The following is a 16,139-nucleotide window of genomic DNA, read 5'->3' as shown; positions in this document are numbered from 1 at the left end:
TCTCACGCTCTGTACACGTCGGTTTCGGTCCGTTTTTCTTCGGCGTCGGTGGTCGTTTTGTCGGCGTCTGAACACGCGTCGGGTCGGGCCTCGCTCGCCCGCGGCGACTCGCCGCCGTGTGGCGTCACTCGCTCCCGAACGCGGACGTCGTGGACGGATTCGGTGGCATCGTCGACGACGAGCACGTGCCCCGGCGTCTCGGGTAGTCTGTCCCGGATGGTCCCGTCGAGATACGTCGGGCGCGCGGCCGAGAGCGCGTCCACGTCGCGGACGGCGGTGAGGCGGTGCGCGAACAGCAGGTCGGCCTGCGAGATGGCGGCGTCCGGCAGGACGCTCGGACGCTGCGTCGCCGCGACGAGACTCACTCCCGGCGCACGGCCGCGGGTGAGCAGCGTTTCCAGCGCCGCGGCCGCGAATCCGTCGGCGAAGGCGTGCGCCTCGTCGACCAGCAGCCACGGTAGCCGGTCGAGACGGCCGTCGAGGCGCGCGTCGTACAGTCCTCGGGCGACCACTGCGACGACGGCGTTCATCGGTCCGGGGTCGTAGCCCGCGAGGTCGAGAACAGTCGCCGGACCGGCCGCGAGCGACGCCGGATCGACTCCGTCCGGGTCGAAGACGTCCCACGCCGCCGCCACGTCGAGATGGTTTTCGGCCGCGCGTCGGGGGCCTCGCTCGGCCGACGCGTCGGCGACGTGCGCCCGCATCCCGTCGACGGTGTCGGCGTGCGTCGCCGCCTCCCAGAGGAGCGCCCCCGTCGGATCCGTCGCCGACAGGTCGAACAAATCCGGCCACGCCCGCGGCGGGAGCGCGCCGGCGCGAACGACCGGTTTCTCGACGACCCGTGCGGGCACGTCGTCCCCCGCGGCCAGTCCTCGAAAGACGCCGAGCGGATCGACGACGACGGGCGCGACGCCCGCCGTTCGGGCCGCCGATTCGGCGACGACGCCGAGCGTGTAGGACTTGCCGTAGCCGCGCTTGCCGACGACGACGCCGGCGTGCGGCCGGTCGAAATCGAGGCCGACCGCCGCCCCGTCGCTCCCGTCGCGGGCGCGATACGTACCCAGTCGGCCGGTCGGAAGGTCGCCGTCCAGTGCGTCGTCGCGTCCGAGGACGTGCATGGGTCTCCCTGCTCCCGGCTTCCCACCTAAAGCCCCGTCCGAGGGTTCAAATACGAATCCGGGACCACCCCGGGCTATGTTCGATGCGTTCAGCGAGGACACGCGGGCTATCGAGGGGCTCCCGATTCGGCTGGTCATCGCGCTGGTGATCGGCGTCGCGAGCCTGAGCGTCATGATGAACATGCTGACCGGGATCCAGGGGCTTTCGATAACCGAACTCGACGCGAAGCCGTCGCCGGAGGTGGTCTCGCCGGGCGAGCGGCAACTGACGTTCACCGTCGTCGGAAGCAAGGGGACGCCCGTGGCCGACGCCACCGTCGTCGTGAAAGGCGGGAGCGCCGATCTCGACGGCGTGCAGACGGCGACGACGGGCGAGAACGGGACCGCCACGATGACGGTGACGCCACAACTCCGACCGAACCAGGAGGAAGGGACGTTACAGGTCGACGTCAAACCGCCCGCCGGAAGTCAGTACAGCGACCGCAGAACGAACGCGAAGGTACTGGTGGTGCGCGACGGCTAAAGGTGGCGTTCCCAGTCGATCCAGTCCTGTTCCCATCCGGTCGGCGCGAAATACCCCTGCTGGGCGAACTCGCGGTCCTCGCGTTCGGTGCGGTTTCGCGTGCGGCCGCCGGCCTGTTCGCCCTCGACGAGCAGCGGATCGAACGCGACGTCTCCGAACGCCTCGACGACGCCGAATCCCGGCACGTCGAGTCGCGCGTCGCGTTCCGCCGGTACGCCGTCGCGATCCGCCGGTACGCCGTCGCGCTCCGCCGGTGCGCCGTCGCGCTCCGCCGCCTCGACGGCGACGAGCGTCTGTGCGGGACCGCCGACCGGCATGACGAGCCGCCCCCGTCCGCGAGCTGGTCGAGGAGCGCTCGCGGCGGGCGGACGGCGGTCGCTTCAACGAGGATGCGGTCGAACGGGGCGTACTCCGGGAGGCCGCGCGCGCCGTCGCGACAGTCGACGAGAACGGCGTCGTAGCCGGCGCGAGCGAGATTCCGGCGGGCGTCGAGGACGACCCGCCGGGTAATGTCCACGGCGTGGACGTTGCGGCCGCCGGCGATTTCGGCGACGACGGCGGCGGTGTAGCCGACGCCGGCCCCCACGACGAGAACGTCGTCGCCCGCGCCGACGTCGAGCGCTTCGAGCAGGCGAGCGACGGTCTTCGGGGCGAGCACCGTCGTTCCCCCGTGTTCGGTCGCCCGGTTGTCGTAGGGCCGGTCGTCGACGAACTCGTGGCGCGGGACGGTCCGCATCGCCGTTCCGACGGCCGCTTCGAGACCGTCGACCGCGTGGTCGACGCCGTCGACCATGTCGTCACGCAACACCGCGGGGTCCATGCTCTCTCTCGGGGGTCATCCGTAATCAAGGATGTGCTTGCGTCGGCTCCGGTGCGACGGCGAGTGGCTACCTCACCACGCGGACCACGCGGTCGAACTCGTGTCGCGGGCGTACAGCCGTTTCACGTCCTTGGCGAACACCATGTCGCCCTCGTGGTCGAACTTGTCGAAGCGGTAGTTCGCGGCGTCGTCGCGAACCTGGATCCCCTCGATTTCGAACTGTTCGTCGCCGAGTTCCTTCTCGTCGCCGACGACGAACTCGTAGTCGCCGGGCACCTGCACGTCGACGCTTTTGGTCTCGTCGCGGCGGCCGTCGTTCGGGTGTAACGTGACGTTCACGCTCACGTTGTCGACGACGCGCGCCCAGACGGTGTCGACGTCTTCGGCGACGGCTTCCTCGGTCCGCTTGTCGCCGCCCAGATCCAGCGACGTGATGCGCACCTGCAGGATGGCCTCCGGCGTGTCCGCGACGAACTCCTCGCCGACCGCGAGCGTCTCTTCGGCCGGCGCGTCGACGCGCGCCGTGAACGACTCGCCGTCCTGCGAGACGACGACGTCCAGTTCGACTTCGCGTTCCTCCTCGATCCGGACCTTGTGCGTGTGTCCACATTCGGTACACCGGACGGTCGCGTGTCCCCCGGTTTCAGCAGCTCGTGGACCGCTTCGAGGTCCGGGGAACACGACGGACAGGCCACCGCGACGCGTTCCGCTGTCTCGTTCATACTTTCGGCTAGTCAGCCGAGATGTAAAAACCCGCGTTTACCGTCGCCTCGGACCGTCAGGGCTACGACTGTTCGGCTGACGGGAGGGCTATCTCCTCCCCGTCGGCGTACACCGTCGGCTCCCGCAAAATGCCGTCGAGATGCAACGGCGCTTCGGTGTCGCCGCCGATGCTCGCGTCGTCGCCGATGGCGACGTGGACGGTGCCGGCGGCCTTCTCGTCCAAGAGCACCGACCCGATCAGTTCCTCGACGCCGAGGTTCGTGCCGATGCCGAGTTCCGCGAGATTGTAGGCGTCCGTTCCCACCTCGTCGGCGGCCGACTCCACCTGACTTCGAACTTCGGGATCGCTGACGTCGGTGACGTAGCCGTCTTCCACCTCGAAGCGGAGTTCGCGTCCCGCCAGCAATCCGTGGGGCATCATCGTCCCGTCGACGACGTAGGTGCCGGTCGCCGTCTCGGGGCTGACGAACACCTCACCGGCCGGGAGATTCGAGAAATCGCCGGGTTCGTGGACCATCCCGGTGTCGGTGTGCCACTCCCGGCCACCGGGTTCGAAGGTGATGTCGGTTCCCTGTGGCGAAGTGACGCGCACCTCCGTCGCGTCCTCGACGCGTTCGAGGAGTTTCACGCACTCGCGGGCGATGGCGTGGTAGTCGGCGTCGAGGCCGGCTACCATCACCTCCTCGGTGATGCCCGGCATCGTCGCCGCGCGGGCCCCCGCTTCCGTCGCCCGGCTCCGGGCGCGGGTGTGACTCAGGCTCTTCGTCGTCGGCGCGAGCAACACGTCCGCGTCGCGCATCGCCGCCGCCACCGGTGCGGACGGTTCGGCCCCGTGTTGCTCGCCCGGCGGGTAGCGAACGAGTACCGACTCGTCGGTCACCTCGCTCCCGACGTCGTAGAGCGTCTCGCCGATTTGCAAGCGTTCGTCGTCGGTGACGACGACGAACGTCTCGTCGGCGTCGAGGGCCATACACTCGTGAATCGCCGTCTCCGCGGCGGCGCGAAGCGAACTCATACGCGTACGTCCGGTCGCCCCGCCGTTAGCTTTGTCCCTCGTCGCTCGCCCCGTCGTTCCGTTCTCCTGGGCAACCTCGTAACGATTATCCCCGTCGGTCGTGCAGTGACGACTGTATGATCCAGGTGGGCGTAAACGGGTACGGCACGATCGGAAAGCGGGTCGCCGACGCGGTGGCGGAACAGCCCGACATGGAACTCGTCGGCGTCGCCAAGACCCGGCCGAACCACGAGGCCGAGACGGCGGTTCGACGTGGCTACCCGCTCTACGCGGCGATACCGGAACGCGCCGATCAGTTCGCCGACGCGGGCATCGACGTCGCCGGCGAAGTGGACGAACTCGTCGCCGCGAGCGACGTCGTCGTCGACGCGACGCCGTCGGGCGTCGGCGAACAGAACCTCGAACTGTACGACGACTACGACACGCCCGCCATCGTGCAGGGCGGCGAGGGCGCGGACGTCGCGGACGTGAGCTTCAACGCCCGGGCGAACTACGCGAACGCCCTCGGTGCCGACTCCGTCCGCGTCGTCTCCTGTAACACGACCGGTCTCTCCCGCCTCCTCGCTCCCCTGCAGGAGGCCTACGGCGTCGAGAAGGCTCGCGTCACCCTCGTCCGCCGCGGCGGCGATCCCGGACAGACGGACCGCGGCCCGATCAACGACATCCTGCCCGACCCCGTCACTATCCCGTCACACCACGGTCCCGACGTCAACACCATTCTCCCCGACCTCGACATCGACACCCTCGGGATGAAGGTGCCGGCGACGCTGATGCACACGCACAGCGTCAACGTCACCCTCGACGCCGCACCCGACGCCGACGAGGTGCGCGATCGTCTCGCCGACGAGAACCGCCTCTTTCTCATCCCCGACGACTCCGGCATCGACGGATCGGGCAAACTCAAGGAGTTCGCCATGGACGCCGGCCGGCCGCGCGGCGACATCTGGGAGAACTGCATCTGGGAGGAGTCCATCACCGTCGAGGGGTCCGACCTCTATCTCTTCCAGGCCATCCACCAGGAGAGCGACGTCGTCCCCGAGAACGTCGACGCGATCCGCGCTATCACCGGCGACGAGGACGCCGACGAGAGCAGAGCGACCACCGACGACCGACTCGGCGTCGGCCTCGACAGCGTCTTCGCGGACGCCCCTGGTCGCAGAGCGCTTCGACGGCCGGCAGTTCCGACCCCGTGAGCGCGTTGACGTAGGCACCGCCGGCGATGGAGACGTGCGAGAAGTCGTCCTCGTCGAGGCCGTACAGAGTGATGGCGCGGGAGGTGTCGCCGCCGCCGACGACCGAGAAACAGTCCGTCTCGCCGATGGCGCGCAGTATCTCCACCGTGCCGTCGCTGAACCGCTCGTCTTCGAAGACGCCCATCGCCCCCTTGACGAACACCGCCGCCGACTCCTCGATGACCGGCTGGAACGCCTCGATGGTGTCGTGCCCGATGTCCGGAAACGGCCGGTCTTTCTCGACGCCCTCGACCTGACACTCCTCGCGTTCGCCGTCCGCCTCGTACGCCAGATCGGACGGGAGGCGGACGCGCTCCTCGCGTTCGATCAGCAGCCGCTCGATCGTTCCCTCGTTGCGCTCCCACTGGTAGTCGAAGACGTCCGTTCCGCCGACGTCGTAGCCGACGTCGTAGCCTTCCGCCCGCAGGAAGAGTTCGCCGACGACGCCGCCGAGGAGGTACGTGTCCACCTTCTGATCCAGGGCGTCCATGACGTCGACGACGTCCGTCGCCTTCGCCCCGCCGAGGACCATCGTCACCGGGCCGTCGAACTCGCGGTTGGCGATGCTCGTGTTGGCCTCGTATTCGCGCTCCATCACCCGGCCGGCGTAGGAGTCGAGAACGAGCGGGAAGCCGACGAGCGAGGCGTGGGACCGGTGGGCCGCCGAGTACGCGTCGTTGACGTAGGCGTCGAACTCCGGGGCCAGCGCGCGGACGAACTCGCTCTCGGCGTGTTCTTCCGGCGGGCGCTCGGGGAGTTCGTCGCCGCACATCCGGACGTTCTCGAGGAGGAGGATCTCCCCGGATTCCAGCGACCGGACGGCGTCGACGGCCCGCTCGCCGCAGACGTCGTCGACGAACTGCACCGGGTGGTCGACGTGGTCGGCGAGGATGTCCGCGTGTTGTTCCAGCGAGACGAAGGAGTCGCGGCCGGGCCGTCCCTGGTGGGCCATGCAGACGACGTGGTGGCCCCCTCTCGGAGTTCGCGGACGGTCCGGGCGTGACGCGAGAACCGCCGATTGTCCTGCACGACGCCCTCCTCGACGGGGGAGTTGAGGTCGAGACGGACGAGGACCCGTTTTCCGGTCCCGATGTCGTCGAGCGTCTTGAACATACAGGGGAGGCAACGAGGACGGAGGGTTAGTAACGTTCGATTCTCCTGCTGTCGCGACCCCGCACGAGGGCGGATCAGATCCCCGACCGGGACGTCCCCGTGCCGTCGTCAGAAAGCTTTTGAGTCACAACGGTCTACCACGGGTCATGAGAGGAAACGACCGCGACGACCCGTTCGGCGACATCTTCGACGAGATCGAACGGATGATGAACGAGATGACCGGCGACGACGGAGCGGGCTTTGCCTCCGAGACGCACGTCGACGTACACGACGAGGGCGACGTCGTCCGACTCGTCGCGGACCTCCCGGGCGTCGAGAAAGACGCCATCGACCTGAAATGCGACGGCGAGACGCTCACGATCAGCGCCGCCAGCGCCCGGCGCGAGTACGACGAACGGATTCGCCTCCCCGCCCGCGTCGACGAACACTCCGCGTCGGCGACGTTCAACAACGGCGTCCTGCAGGTCACCTTCGACAAGGTCGGCGACTCCGCCGACATCGACGTCGAGTAATCAGTTTTCCGCCGTTCGCCGTATCAGCGCCGCCAGTCGGTCGTAGAAGCCGTCTTCGTACTTTTCCGACTCGTCTACCGTCGGCCGGGCGTTCGTCTCGTTCACGACAACCCGGTCCCCCGTCGCCAACAGGTCGACGCCGAGAAACGGCACGCCCAGCACGTCGGCGGCGCGTTCTGCGAGTCGACGATACGCCGCCGGCAGGTCGACGCTCTCCGCCGCCGCCCCCCGATGGACGTTGTGTTTCCACCCCGCCTCCGAGCGCCGCTCGACCGCGCCCGCGTACTCGCCGTCGACGACCATCACTCGGTAGTCGCGGGCGTCGGGGAGGAACTCCTGGAGCAGGTACGACTTGTCGCCCGTCGCCGGGTCGTCGTGGACGAGGTTCAGGTAGTCGACGACGCCCAGCAACGAGTCGAGATCGGACGCTCTGACGACGCCCCGCCCCCGCGTCGTCGAGTTCGGCTTGACGACGACGGGCCAGTCGAACGCCTCGGCCGCCGCCCGAACCGCCGCCTCGTCGACGGGGTTCGACACCAGCGTCGTCTCGGGGACGGGCAGGCCGGCAGCCGAGAGCGCCGCGATGGCACCTCCCTTGTTCCGCGAGGTCAACACCGCCTCGCGGCCGTTCACCCACGGCACGTCGAGCAAGGCGCTCACCGCCGTGCCCTCGGCGACCCGAGAGGGAAAGACGAGGCCGGCGTCGACGTCGCCGACGCCGCCGTCCGCGCCCGTGAGGTCGATCGTCCGCCCCTCTACGGGGAGGTGGACGACGTCTATCTCGCGAGTCGCGAGCGGGTCGCGCAGTCGCTCGAACGTCTCGGCGCGGGTCGTGACCGCGAGCCGGAGCATACGCGACGACTCGCCTGCGGGGAGAAAAACGGGCCGGTTAGGCGACGAGCAGTTGCTCGCCTTTCTCGACGACGACGCGGCAGGGCGGAGAGATCTTGTTGTAGGCGCGGCGGAACGCGTCTTTCACCGTCGCGGCGTCTTCGACGTCGCAGTAGGCGGTGAAGACGGTGTCGCCACGCTGAATGCGGGCGGCGGTTCCGATGGGCTTGCCGAACGCCTGCCGCATTCCGTCGGAGACGCGGTCCGCCCCCGCACCGGTCGCCTGTTTGTTCTCGCGGATGACGTGGTGGGGGAACTTTCGCAGGACCATCTTGTAGTTCCCCTCCCCGAGTTCCTTCAGGAGATGTCGGTTGGCCGAGAGCCGGGAGGCCTCGAGCGCACCGTGGCGAATCTGGCACTCCTCCTCGACTTCGAGGCTGACGTGAACCGGGTAGTCGTCGGGGTCGGCCTGGAGGTTCCCCATGTTGTGCTGTGCGATCTTCGATCCGGGAATGCCCGTGATGTACTCGCGTCGAGTGTACGGGCGTTTGCTGATCTCCCGGTACATGGAGGCGGGCTTTTCTGACATGGTTACTTGTCGAGAAGGAGGGTCAGGTCGTGAATAAAGCCTTCGATGCCGTCTTAGCCCGCCTCTTCGGGCGGTCGGCCCGTCGTCGGATCGACGGCGACGAACTCCAGTCCGTGTTCTTCGAGGAGGTCCGCGGCTCGGTCGGTGACGGAGGGCGCGACCAGCACGCCGCGTATCTCCCCGTCGCCGAATTCCCGCCGCATCGCCTCGACGTAGCGGCGCAACTGACCCGCTGCGGACGGGCCCACCCGCCGGCGTTTCAACTCGACGACGACGGGGCGTCCCTCGCCGTCCTCGCCGAACACGTCCATGGGTCCGGCGTCCGTCTCCCGCTCCGTCGCCGTCGGCGTGAACCCCTCCGCGACGAGTCCCGGGTTGTCGAGGACGTGCTGTCGCAGGTCCTCCTCGCTACCGCGCAAGTCGAGTTCCTGACCCGCGCTCACGTCGTAGGCGGTAAACTGGTGGACGCGCTCGAAGCGGACGTCGAGCGTCTCGTCGGGATTCTCCCGGACGCTCCGGACGCACAGTCGGCCGTCGCGAACGCTGGCGAAGTGTTCACAGCCCGGCGGTTGCCAGTTCACGGGCGTCCGCTTCTCGCCCGTGTGGACCAGCGCCGAGCCGTCGGGTTTGAGGACGAGCAGTCGCTTCCCCGCGCCGAGGCTGCTCTCCGCCCGCCCCTCGTACTCGACGGTACAGCGCCCGAACACCGTTATCAGCTCCTCGCGCTCGAACGCCGATTCGAGCGCGTACAGCGTGTCGCGGTGAGTCGGACGGTGGAGGGTCGTAACCGACATTCGAGTCGGCCGGAGTAGGCGTTCGACGCACTAAAGGGGCGCGTCACGTCGGCGGCGCTCTCCGAACGCCGTCAGCGGCGGGATTCGATCCGTTAGCCGTTCCCCTGCTGAGTCCGCCACCCGACGACGACCGTGCCGACGACGAGCCCGCAGACGAGGCCGGCGAAGGCGACGTCGTAGCTCGTGTGCTGGACGACGAAGCCGATGTACGTGGGGCCGAGGCTCCCGACGCCGATGTAGACGGTGCGGGCGAAGCCGAGGTCGCCACCCATGCTCGCGTCGGGGAAGACGCTCATGAGGTGTGCCTGCATGACCGGCGGGAACCCCATCAGCCCCACGGCGTACAGCGCCGTTGCGGCGACGACGGCGGCCGTCGACTGCGCGACGACGAGGACGCCGAGGGCGAGCGCGCCGAGGGCGAGGGCTCCGGCGGCGACGCGGCCGCGCTGCATCCGGTCGCCGAGGTCGCCCGCGAGGGGTTTGACGACCGCGCCGACCAGAAACAGCCCGGCGAAGCCCGCGCTGGCGAGCGCCGGGGAGAAGCCCTTCGTCTGCTGGAGGTACGTGGGGAGAAAGCCCGCCGTCCCCTGCCACGACAGAGCGAACAGACAGTAGGCGAACACCAGCCACCGGACCTCGCTCTCGGCGAACAGCCGTCCGCCCGCCGTTCGAACGTCGAGCGGAACGGTTTCGATCGTGTACGGCTCCCGGCTCAACTGGTGGACGCCGAACAGGAGTACCGCCAGTGTCGCCACGACGGGCAGGAAGGCGATCCGCCAGGTCCCGACGGCGAGGGCGACGACGGCCAGTCCCGCCGCGGCCCCGCCACCGACGTCGCCGGAGGCGGTGTGGAGACCGAACGCGCCGCCGCGCCGCGCCTCGAAGTGATCGGAAATGAGCGCGCGCGCCGCCGTCGGATAGAGTCCGACGCCGACGCCGACGACGGCCACGCCGACCAGAAAGAGGGGTAGTTCACCGCCCCGTACAGCGCCGCGAAGCCGAGACAGGCGAGGCCGAGGCCGGCCACGAGCAGCGTCTTGCGCGAGAGGTAGTCGGAGTAGTGGCCGCTCGGATACTGACAGAGGGCGTACACCCCCAGAGGAGCGAGAGCGCGATGCCGGCCCGGAACGGCGTGATGGCGAGGTCCTCGATGACCGTCGGGAGCAACGGCGGGAGGAGCAGTCGCCCGCTCTGTAGCGTCAGCCACCCGAGCGAGACGGCGACCAACAGGTGTCCGCCGTAGCCGCGGACGAGGCGCTCTTCCCCCATGTCGTGGGCTCACACCGGCGAGATACTTCAACCGCCGAGTACCGGAAAAGCGAACCGCGGGAAGGGAAGAATTTTATCGCGGTCAACTCTCGGATGTGGTATGGACACAACCGAATCATCGAGTCGCATCCTCGACGGAATCACGGTCGTCGACCTCACGACGTTCGTCACCGGCGGATTCGCGTCGCTGATGCTCGCCAACCAGGGTGCGGAAGTCATCAAGATCGAACGCCCCGAACTCGGCGACGACAACCGCCACTCGGGGCCGCCGTTCGTCGAACCGAGCGAGGAGTACGACGGCCCCGGTCGAACCGCCGACGAGAACGGCGAGTCGCCGTACTTCTGGACCATCAACTACGACAAGCGCAGCGTCGAACTCAACCTGAAGAGCGAGGCGGGCCTCGAAGCGCTCTACGACCTGGTGAGCGAGGCCGACGTCTTCCTCGAGAACTTCCGTCCCGGCACCGCCGAACGCCTCGGCGTCGGCTACGACGACGTCCGCGAGTTCAACGACGACATCGTCTACTGCTCGATCTCGGCGTTCGGCGAGACGGGGCCGTGGGCGAGTCGCCCCGGCTACGACCTCCTCGTGCAGGGCACCAGCGGTATCATGTCCGTCACCGGTCCGGAGGACGGCGACCCCGTCAAGGTGGGCCTGCCCCAGACCGATCTCATCACCGCGATGTGGGCGTCGTTCGGCATCGTCGGCGCGCTCTTCCGGCGCGAACTCACCGGCGAAGGCGACCGCATCGAACTCGGAATGCACGACGCCGCCCTCCCGTGGCTGACGAAGCAGGCGGGCAAGGCGTTCGTCGGCGAGACGCCCGAGCGCATGGGGACCAAAGACCCCGTCCTCGCGCCGTACCAGGCCTACCCCACCGCCGACGGCTATCTCAACGTCGGCTGTGCCAACCAGAAACTCTGGGGCGAACTCTGTGACGCCATCGACCGGCCGGACCTCAAGGACGACCCCCGATTCGCTTCCAATCCCGACCGCGTCGAGAACATGGACGAACTGGAGGAGGTGCTCTCGGCGGAGTTCCGCGAGCGAACCACCGACGAGTGGGTGGACCTGCTCGCCGACGAACGCGGCTTGCCGGTCGGCCCCGTCTACGACGTCCCGCAGGCGCTGGAGAGCGAACAGACCGAGGCCCGCGGCGTGATGCGCGAGATCGAGCATCCGGCGCTCGGCACGGTCCCCGTCATCGAACATCCGCTGAACTACGACCGCGCCGAAAGCGGCTTCGAGGGCGCGCCGCCGCTTCTCGGCGAGGACACGGAGGCCGTCCTGCAGGAACTCGGCTACACCGAGGAAGACATCGAAGCCCTCCGCGCCGAAGGCGGAATCCCCGGCGAGTAGGCGGTTACACCGTCGCCCACGCGACGCCGGCGCGTCTTCCCCTGATTTTTCTAACTGAGGCGTAAACCACCGCTCGATGCCCTCCATCACGCGCCGTCGACTCCTCGGCGGTGGTGCCGTCGTCGCGGCCGCCACGGTCGGCGCTTCCCGTCTGTACCGGGGCGCGACGGACGCCACGTTCGCGTCCTGGACGCCCGCCCCCGGAACGTGGCCGCTCCGCCGGTACGACCCCGCGAACACCGCTCACAACCCCCACGCCAGTCCGCCCCGCGAGACGCCGACCCTCCGCGACGTCGCGTCGGTCACCACGGCCGCCGAACGCCCGTCGTTCCGGCCCGTGGTCGGCCCCGCTCACGTCGCCGTGTACGGCACGGGCTTCGCCGCGTATCCGCGCGGCGCCGGAGAGTCCGGAGTCGACGTGGACGCGGTCACGCCGCTCGCCGGCTTCGGTCCGGACGGTCGGCTCCACGCAGTTCGTCGAGACCCGACCGGCGTCGACGCCCCCTCGGCCGTCGTCGTCGCCTCCGGCGACCTGCGCGACCCCCGTCGCTTCCCCCTCGACGCGGACCACCCGCAGAGCCTGACCGTCGGGTCGCGCGAGGTGTACGTCGGCACCGTCGGAAACGGGGTTCGCGCCGTCGACCCCGACGGCGGTCGGCGCTGGCACGTCGACGGCACGATGGCCGCCCTCGACGACGGCCGGCTGTACGCGCCGGGAGCCCTGGACGGCACCGTCGGCTACGCCCAGCGTACGGGGATCGACCGCCGCCTCCGGGCCGGTCCGGAGCGAGCCTGGCGCACCGACGCCATCCGCGGCTTCCCGCACCTCCCCGCCGTCGCCGACGGTCGACTCGTCCTCGGCTCCTACGCGGAGGGCGGCGGCGCGGTCGTCGCCGTCGACGCCGGCTCCGGCGACCGCCTCTGGGACCCCCGGCCGCTCGGCCGGAACGTCGCTACCCCTGCCGTCGCCGGCGACCGCGGCTACACGGCCGTCGAGACGGGAGCGGGCGACGGCCTCGTCGTCGCTCTCGACCTCGCGACCGGCGAGACCCGCTGGCGCGACGCGGTCGAGTGGACCGCCTTCGCGCCGGCCGTCGGCGGCGACACCCTCGTCGTCGCCGGCGAGGTGCGGGCGAACGGGCGGCGGAATACGGGCGTGGTCCGCGCCTACGACACCGCCACCGGCGACGCGCTGTGGACGCGCCCGGTCGAAGCGGGCGTCCCGACCGGATTCGCGCTCGTCGAGGACCGAATCCTCGTCACCGTCGAGTCGTCGCTGTACGAACTCGCGTAGGGGCGTCGCGTGGGCGTCGGCGCGGCCGTCCGCGTTCGACGGCCGTTTCGGCGGCTACCGCGGCTACCGCGGCGCGCCCAGCGCGTCGAACGCCTCGACGTTGTACGAGAGGTCGCAGTCGACCGACGACACGTACGGCACCGTCCGTTCGTGGTGCGATCCGTGGGAGCGAAGCGACACCTCGTCGTGCGTGGCGCCGTCCCCGACGGGGCCGAACACCGAGGTGGGCGTCCCCAGCAGCATCGCGTCGCCGATGCGGTCCGCGGGGAGACGAAAGCGGGCCGCCGCGTCGGCCGCCGGCAGCGCCGCCTCGACGCCCGACACGTCACTCAGCCACGCCACGTCGTCGGCGTCGTGCAGGTAGACGTAGGCCGACCCGCCGAGGTTCCGGTGGTGGTAGGTGTGTGTATCGCGGATGAGGCGCACGACGGTCGCGTCGTACCCCTCGTCGGCGAGGACGGCCTCGACGTCGACGCGCTCGGTCTTCTCGCGCATGCCGTGGTCCGCGGTGGCGACGACGTCGCCGTACTCGCGGAGGCGGCCCAGTCCGGCGTCCATCGACCGGACCCACTCGTTCGCCTCGAGCGTTCCGGGTTCGTGTTTGTGCGGAACGACGTCGGTCGTCGAGACGTAACAGACGTCCGGATCGCGGGTCGCGAGGACGTGTTCGGCGGCGGCGACGACCCACGCGCTGGCCTCGCCGGAGTAGATGCCCGGCGCGTCGCCGACGGCGGCCTCCAGTTCGGCCGGCGGGTCCTCGGCCGCGGCGGCGTAGGAACACCCCTGTCCGACCGTCCGTTCGAGTTTCTCTTTCGTCACCAGTGCCGCGACGTCCTCGCCCGCGTCCGCGTACTGCTGGAGGCGCGTCTCGCACCGGCGGTAGGCGGGATCGTCCATGTAGACGCGTTCGCCCCTCTCGCGGTCGAAGTAGGTGTTGCCTGTGACGCCGTGGACCGCCGGGAACGAGGCGGTGACGATGCTGACGTTGTTGACGTTGGTGAGACTCGGGACGACCGACCGGCAGGTGCCGGCCGATCCCTCCGCGGCGATGGCGTCCCACGCGGGCGTCTCGACGGCGTCCAGATACGCGGGGTCCAGGCCGTCGAGACAGACGACGATTCGCGTCACGTCTCCCCTCGCGGCGGGACGAGAGTTAAGCGTTGACGTCGGCCGCTGCGGCCGCCGACGCGCGGTCGAGTATCACCGAACGGTCGCGACGAAACCCGGTTCCGCCCGGACGCCGCTCCGGCGACCGCGGAATCCCGACGCGGACGCGGGCGGATTACGACTGTCACGCCGAGCCGGACGGAGGTAGTTATTTTTATCAGCCGGCGTATAGCAAACGCAATGAGCGACGGCGACGCGCGAGAGGGGGCGGTGAACCGCATCCGGAGCGGCCGGGCGGCGAGGTCGTCTCGGAGGCGACCGCCGCGGAAGCGGGCTTCTTCGCCCGCGTCCCGGACGCCGTCGTCGCCCTCGGTGCGGGGTCGCTCGCCATCTCGGGGCTGTTGACTCTCGCCGCGACGGCGTTCGCCGGCTACTCCGTCTCCACCGGCCAGTGGCGCGGCTTTCGACCCCCGTGCTGGTCTCGGTGACGGTCCTCTACGCCGCCTCGTCGCTCTTTCAGCTCTCCGGCGCATACTTCGCGCACGAACGGGTGCGCTGGCCGTGGGCGACGCTCGCGTCGTTCGCGGGCGTTCTCTTTTTCGTCGGCATCCCGTTCGCCGCCCTCGCCGTCATCTGTCTCGGCCTCGGAAAGTACCACTTCTCCGCCGCTGCGCCGTCGGAGTAGTTCGGGCGTTCGGCGACGCGGCCGGTGGCTCCGCGACGGACGCGGCCGACGGCACCCGTGTCAGAGCCGGTCGCGCAGGTCCGCGACGACCGACTCGGTGGTAGCCTGTCCACCGATGTCCGGCGTGTGCGGCGCGTCGTCGTCCGCGATCTGCTCGGTCGCGGCGTCCCAGAGGGCGTCCGCGGCCGCGTGTTCGCCCAGGTCCTCGAACAGCATCGACGTCGAGAACACCGTCGCCAGCGGGTTGGCGACGCCCTGACCGACGATGTCGGGAGCGCTCCCGTGGACGGGTTCGAACATCGCCGGGTATTCGCCCGACGGGTTGATGTTCGCCGAGGAGCCAGCCCCATGCTCCCCGTGATGATGGCCCCGATGTCGGTGAGGATGTCGCCGAAGAGGTTCGACGCGACGACGACGTCGAACTGCTCGGGTCGTCGGATGAAGTCCATGCTCGCGGCGTCGACGAGCAACCGCTCGACGTCGACGTCGGGGAACTCCTCGGCGACGTCCTCGACCACGTCGTCCCAGAAGACCATGCTGTGGGCCTGCGCGTTCGACTTCGTGATGCTCGTCACGTGGCCTTCGCGTTCGGTCGCCGCGTCGAACGCCGCGCGGACGATGCGTTCGGTCCCCTCGCGGGTGAACACGGCGCTCTGGACGGCCACCTCGTGGTCGAAGCCGACGTGTTCGCGCCCGCCGACGTCGGCGTACTCGCCCTCGGTGTTCTCGCGGTAGAGGACGAAGTCGACGTCGCCGCCCTCGTAGCCGCGAAGCGGGCTCTCGATGCCCTCGAAGAGGACCGACGGCCGCTTACAGATCGCCTGGTCGAACCCCTTGCGGATGGGGAGCAGGAGGCCGTGCAGCGTGATGTGGTCCGGCACGTCGGGATGGCCCACCGCGCCGAGCAGGATGGTGTCGTGGTCCTCCAGCCGGTCCAGCCCGTCGTCGGGCATCATCGCGCCCGCGTCGAGGTAGCGCTCGGTGCCCCAGTCGTATCGCGTCGTCTCGACGTCGAATCCGTGCGCGTCCGCCGCGTCCTCGGCGAGCGGGAGGACCGCGTCGACGACCTCCGGGCCGATCCCGTCGCCGGGGATGAGTGCGATGTCGTATGCCATAGCTCACCATTACGGATGGGCTATAAAAAGGTGCAGAAT

Annotated in this window: 15 protein-coding genes and 4 pseudogenes; 7 read left to right on the top strand and 12 right to left on the bottom strand. The window is 69.4% G+C overall.

Features of this window, described 5'->3' with window-relative positions; all coding sequences use genetic code 11:
- Positions 1-2: 2 nt before the first annotated feature.
- Positions 3-1,118: an ATP-binding protein gene (locus ACFQJD_RS17685; RefSeq protein WP_379799984.1), complete on the bottom strand. Its 1,116-nt coding sequence runs from the start codon at positions 1,116-1,118 to the stop codon at positions 3-5.
- Positions 1,119-1,194: 76 nt separating this feature from the next.
- On the opposite strand from ACFQJD_RS17685, the gene ACFQJD_RS17680 reads away from it, so the two are divergent.
- Positions 1,195-1,641 (top strand): DUF7382 domain-containing protein, encoded by a 447-nt coding sequence (locus tag ACFQJD_RS17680; protein ID WP_379799982.1) that lies wholly within the window; start codon positions 1,195-1,197, stop codon positions 1,639-1,641.
- Here the strand turns inward: ACFQJD_RS17680 and ACFQJD_RS17675 are convergent.
- From ACFQJD_RS17675 to ACFQJD_RS17665, 3 genes and pseudogenes are all read right to left on the bottom strand, one after another.
- Positions 1,638-2,461, bottom strand: a pseudogene (locus tag ACFQJD_RS17675) (protein-L-isoaspartate O-methyltransferase family protein). The gene ACFQJD_RS17680 and the pseudogene ACFQJD_RS17675 sit on opposite strands and share 4 nt — an antisense overlap.
- A 72-nt stretch (positions 2,462-2,533) precedes the next feature.
- Positions 2,534-3,183 (bottom strand): annotated as a pseudogene (locus ACFQJD_RS17670) (HVO_0476 family zinc finger protein).
- Positions 3,184-3,245: 62 nt separating this feature from the next.
- Complete coding sequence (locus ACFQJD_RS17665) at positions 3,246-4,199, bottom strand: aminopeptidase (RefSeq protein ID WP_379799980.1); 954 nt, start codon at positions 4,197-4,199, stop codon at positions 3,246-3,248.
- A gap of 116 nt (positions 4,200-4,315) precedes the next feature.
- Between ACFQJD_RS17665 and ACFQJD_RS17660 the strand changes: the two genes are divergently transcribed.
- On the top strand, positions 4,316-5,392 hold the full coding sequence (locus ACFQJD_RS17660; RefSeq protein WP_379799978.1) for a type II glyceraldehyde-3-phosphate dehydrogenase: 1,077 nt from the start codon (positions 4,316-4,318) through the stop codon (positions 5,390-5,392).
- Here the strand turns inward: ACFQJD_RS17660 and ACFQJD_RS17655 are convergent.
- Positions 5,358-6,544: pseudogene (locus ACFQJD_RS17655) on the bottom strand (phosphoglycerate kinase); the annotation flags it as partial. The gene ACFQJD_RS17660 and the pseudogene ACFQJD_RS17655 overlap by 35 nt on opposite strands.
- A 146-nt stretch (positions 6,545-6,690) precedes the next feature.
- On the opposite strand from ACFQJD_RS17655, the gene ACFQJD_RS17650 reads away from it, so the two are divergent.
- Entirely contained in the window at positions 6,691-7,056 is a 366-nt protein-coding gene (locus ACFQJD_RS17650) for an Hsp20/alpha crystallin family protein (RefSeq protein ID WP_379799977.1), read from the top strand.
- Here ACFQJD_RS17650 and ACFQJD_RS17645 read toward each other — a convergent pair whose 3' ends face one another.
- From ACFQJD_RS17645 to ACFQJD_RS17625, 5 genes are all read right to left on the bottom strand, one after another.
- Entirely contained in the window at positions 7,057-7,908 is an 852-nt protein-coding gene (locus ACFQJD_RS17645) for an ATP-grasp domain-containing protein (RefSeq protein ID WP_379799975.1), read from the bottom strand.
- Positions 7,909-7,945: 37 nt separating this feature from the next.
- Complete coding sequence (locus tag ACFQJD_RS17640; RefSeq protein ID WP_379799973.1) at positions 7,946-8,476, bottom strand: 50S ribosomal protein L16; 531 nt, start codon at positions 8,474-8,476, stop codon at positions 7,946-7,948.
- A 53-nt stretch (positions 8,477-8,529) separates the two neighbouring features.
- Positions 8,530-9,270 (bottom strand): endonuclease NucS, encoded by a 741-nt coding sequence (gene nucS, locus ACFQJD_RS17635; RefSeq protein WP_379799971.1) that lies wholly within the window; start codon positions 9,268-9,270, stop codon positions 8,530-8,532.
- A 92-nt stretch (positions 9,271-9,362) separates the two neighbouring features.
- Positions 9,363-10,220: an MFS transporter gene (locus ACFQJD_RS17630; protein ID WP_379799969.1), complete on the bottom strand. Its 858-nt coding sequence runs from the start codon at positions 10,218-10,220 to the stop codon at positions 9,363-9,365.
- A 22-nt stretch (positions 10,221-10,242) separates the two neighbouring features.
- The gene (locus tag ACFQJD_RS17625) at positions 10,243-10,539 is read right to left on the bottom strand and encodes a hypothetical protein (protein ID WP_379799967.1); all 297 of its coding nucleotides are present in this window, start codon (positions 10,537-10,539) and stop codon (positions 10,243-10,245) included.
- Between the two features lie 100 nt (positions 10,540-10,639).
- Between ACFQJD_RS17625 and ACFQJD_RS17620 the strand changes: the two genes are divergently transcribed.
- Positions 10,640-11,899 (top strand): CaiB/BaiF CoA transferase family protein, encoded by a 1,260-nt coding sequence (locus tag ACFQJD_RS17620; RefSeq protein WP_379799965.1) that lies wholly within the window; start codon positions 10,640-10,642, stop codon positions 11,897-11,899.
- A gap of 76 nt (positions 11,900-11,975) precedes the next feature.
- Positions 11,976-13,193: a PQQ-binding-like beta-propeller repeat protein gene (locus tag ACFQJD_RS17615; protein ID WP_379799963.1), complete on the top strand. Its 1,218-nt coding sequence runs from the start codon at positions 11,976-11,978 to the stop codon at positions 13,191-13,193.
- Between the two features lie 63 nt (positions 13,194-13,256).
- Here the strand turns inward: ACFQJD_RS17615 and ACFQJD_RS17610 are convergent, their stop codons facing one another.
- Positions 13,257-14,321, bottom strand: a complete 1,065-nt coding sequence (locus ACFQJD_RS17610; protein ID WP_379799961.1) for an alkaline phosphatase family protein — start codon at positions 14,319-14,321, stop codon at positions 13,257-13,259.
- A 32-nt stretch (positions 14,322-14,353) separates the two neighbouring features.
- Between ACFQJD_RS17610 and ACFQJD_RS17605 the strand changes: the two genes are divergently transcribed.
- Positions 14,354-14,788, top strand: coding sequence for a hypothetical protein (locus ACFQJD_RS17605; protein ID WP_379799959.1), 435 nt, complete (start codon positions 14,354-14,356; stop codon positions 14,786-14,788).
- A complete protein-coding gene (locus ACFQJD_RS17600) occupies positions 14,785-14,985 on the top strand; it encodes a hypothetical protein (RefSeq protein WP_379799957.1) in 201 nt (66 codons plus the stop codon). Before ACFQJD_RS17605 ends, ACFQJD_RS17600 begins: the two co-directional genes overlap by 4 nt.
- A 60-nt stretch (positions 14,986-15,045) precedes the next feature.
- On the opposite strand, the pseudogene ACFQJD_RS17595 reads toward ACFQJD_RS17600, so the two are convergent.
- Positions 15,046-16,100: pseudogene (locus ACFQJD_RS17595) on the bottom strand (isocitrate/isopropylmalate dehydrogenase family protein).
- Between the last annotated feature and the right edge of the window lie 39 nt (positions 16,101-16,139).

The organism is Haloplanus sp. GCM10025708 (assembly GCF_042663985.1).
GTDB classification, from domain to species: Archaea; Halobacteriota; Halobacteria; order Halobacteriales; family Haloferacaceae; genus Salinirarus; species Salinirarus marinus.
Note: the sequence above shows the minus strand (reverse complement) of the source record. Positions and strands in the feature narration are given on the sequence as shown.